At 52.3% G+C, this 2949-nt stretch carries 1 rRNA gene; it reads right to left on the bottom strand.

The annotated features are described in order from the left end of the window. Positions 1–2927, bottom strand: a 23S ribosomal RNA gene (locus ACVWXS_RS25795). Between the last annotated feature and the right edge of the window lie 22 nt (positions 2928–2949).

Genomic DNA, 2949 nt, shown 5'->3' with positions numbered 1-2949 from the left:
TGGTTAAGTCCTCGATCGATTAGTATTCGTCAGCTCCATGTGTCACCACACTTCCACCTCGAACCTATCTACCTCATCGTCTTTGAGGGATCTTACTTACTTGCGTAATGGGAAATCTCATCTTGAGGGGGGCTTCATGCTTAGATGCTTTCAGCACTTATCCCGTCCACACATAGCTACCCAGCGATGCCTTTGGCAAGACAACTGGTACACCAGCGGTGTGTCCATCCCGGTCCTCTCGTACTAAGGACAGCTCCTCTCAAATTTCCTACGCCCACGACGGATAGGGACCGAACTGTCTCACGACGTTCTGAACCCAGCTCGCGTACCGCTTTAATGGGCGAACAGCCCAACCCTTGGGACCGACTACAGCCCCAGGATGCGATGAGCCGACATCGAGGTGCCAAACCTCCCCGTCGATGTGGACTCTTGGGGGAGATAAGCCTGTTATCCCCGGGGTAGCTTTTATCCGTTGAGCGATGGCCCTTCCATGCGGAACCACCGGATCACTAAGCCCGTCTTTCGACCCTGCTCGACTTGTAGGTCTCGCAGTCAAGCTCCCTTGTGCCTTTACACTCTACGAATGATTTCCAACCATTCTGAGGGAACCTTTGGGCGCCTCCGTTACCTTTTAGGAGGCGACCGCCCCAGTCAAACTGTCCGCCTGACACTGTCTCCTGCCCCGCTAAGGGGCATGGGTTAGAATTTCAATACAACCAGGGTAGTATCCCACCGACGCCTCCTTCGAAGCTGGCGCTCCGAGATCTCTGGCTCCTACCTATCCTGTACAAGTTGTACCAAAATTCAATATCAGGCTACAGTAAAGCTCCACGGGGTCTTTCCGTCCTGTCGCGGGTAACCTGCATCTTCACAGGTACTATAATTTCACCGAGTCTCTCGTTGAGACAGTGCCCAGATCGTTACGCCTTTCGTGCGGGTCGGAACTTACCCGACAAGGAATTTCGCTACCTTAGGACCGTTATAGTTACGGCCGCCGTTTACTGGGGCTTCAATTCGCAGCTTCGCTTGCGCTAACCACTCCTCTTAACCTTCCAGCACCGGGCAGGCGTCAGCCCCTATACGTCACCTTACGGTTTTGCAGAGACCTGTGTTTTTGCTAAACAGTCGCCTGGGCCTATTCACTGCGGCTCTCATGCGCTTGCACGCTCAAGAGCACCCCTTCTCCCGAAGTTACGGGGTCATTTTGCCGAGTTCCTTAACGAGAGTTCTCTCGCACACCTTAGGATTCTCTCCTCGACTACCTGTGTCGGTTTGCGGTACGGGCACCTCTCACCTCGATAGAGGCTTTTCTTGGCAGTGTGAAATCAGGAACTTCGTCCATACGGACTCGCCATCACAGCTCAACGTTACAGTGTGCGGATTTGCCTACACACACGCCTTACTGCTTGGACGCGCACAACCAACGGCGCGCTTACCCTATCCTACTGCGTCCCCCCATTTCTCAAACGGTGAGGAGGTGGTACAGGAATATCAACCTGTTGTCCATCGCCTACGCCTATCGGCCTCGGCTTAGGTCCCGACTAACCCTGAGCGGACGAGCCTTCCTCAGGAAACCTTAGTCATACGGTGGACGGGATTCTCACCCGTCTTTCGCTACTCATACCGGCATTCTCACTTCTAAGCGCTCCACCAGTCCTTCCGGTCTGACTTCAACGCACTTAGAACGCTCTCCTACCACTGACATCGTAGATGTCAATCCACAGCTTCGGTGAATCGTTTAGCCCCGATACATTTTCGGCGCAGCGTCACTCGACCAGTGAGCTATTACGCACTCTTTAAATGATGGCTGCTTCTAAGCCAACATCCTGGTTGTCTGTGCAACGCCACATCCTTTTCCACTTAACGATTACTTTGGGACCTTAGCTGGTGGTCTGGGCTGTTTCCCTTTTGACTACGGATCTTATCACTCGCAGTCTGACTCCCGTGTATAAATATCTGGCATTCGGAGTTTGTCTGAATTCGGTAAACCGGGATGGCCCCCTAGTCCAAACAGTGCTCTACCTCCAGTATTCTCATCACGAGGCTAGCCCTAAAGCTATTTCGGAGAGAACCAGCTATCTCCAAGTTCGATTGGAATTTCTCCGCTACCCACACCTCATCCCCGCACTTTTCAACGTGCGTGGGTTCGGGCCTCCAGTAAGTGTTACCTCACCTTCACCCTGGACATGGGTAGATCACCTGGTTTCGGGTCTACGACCACGTACTAATTCGCCCTATTCAGACTCGCTTTCGCTGCGGCTCCGCCTTCTAAAGCTTAACCTCGCACGTAATCGTAACTCGCCGGTTCATTCTACAAAAGGCACGCTATCACCCATTAACGGGCTCTAACTACTTGTAGGCACACGGTTTCAGGATCTCTTTCACTCCCCTTCCGGGGTGCTTTTCACCTTTCCCTCACGGTACTGGTTCACTATCGGTCACTAGGTAGTATTTAGCCTTGGGAGATGGTCCTCCCGGATTCCGACGGAATTTCACGTGTTCCGCCGTACTCAGGATCCACTCAGGAGAGAACGAACTTTCGACTACAGGGCTTTTACCTGCTCTGGCGGACCTTTCCAAGTCGCTTCATCTAACTCGCTCTTTTGTAACTCCATATAGAGTGTCCTACAACCCCAAGAGGCAAGCCTCTTGGTTTGGGCTCTTCCCGTTTCGCTCGCCGCTACTCAGGGAATCGATTTTTCTTTCTCTTCCTCCAGGTACTTAGATGTTTCAGTTCCCTGGGTCTGCCTTCAAGACGCTATGAATTCACGTCAAGATACTACGCGATTAAACGTAGTGGGTTCCCCCATTCGGAAATCTCCGGATCAAAGCTCACTTACAGCTCCCCGAAGCATATCGGTGTTAGTGCCGTCCTTCTTCGGCTCCTAGTGCCAAGGCATTCGCCGTGCGCCCTTAATAACTTAACCAAGTTATTAAGCCTATAAAAAA

It is taken from the genome of Lysinibacillus sp. TE18511 (assembly GCF_054062295.1).
Note: the sequence above shows the minus strand (reverse complement) of the source record. Positions and strands in the feature narration are given on the sequence as shown.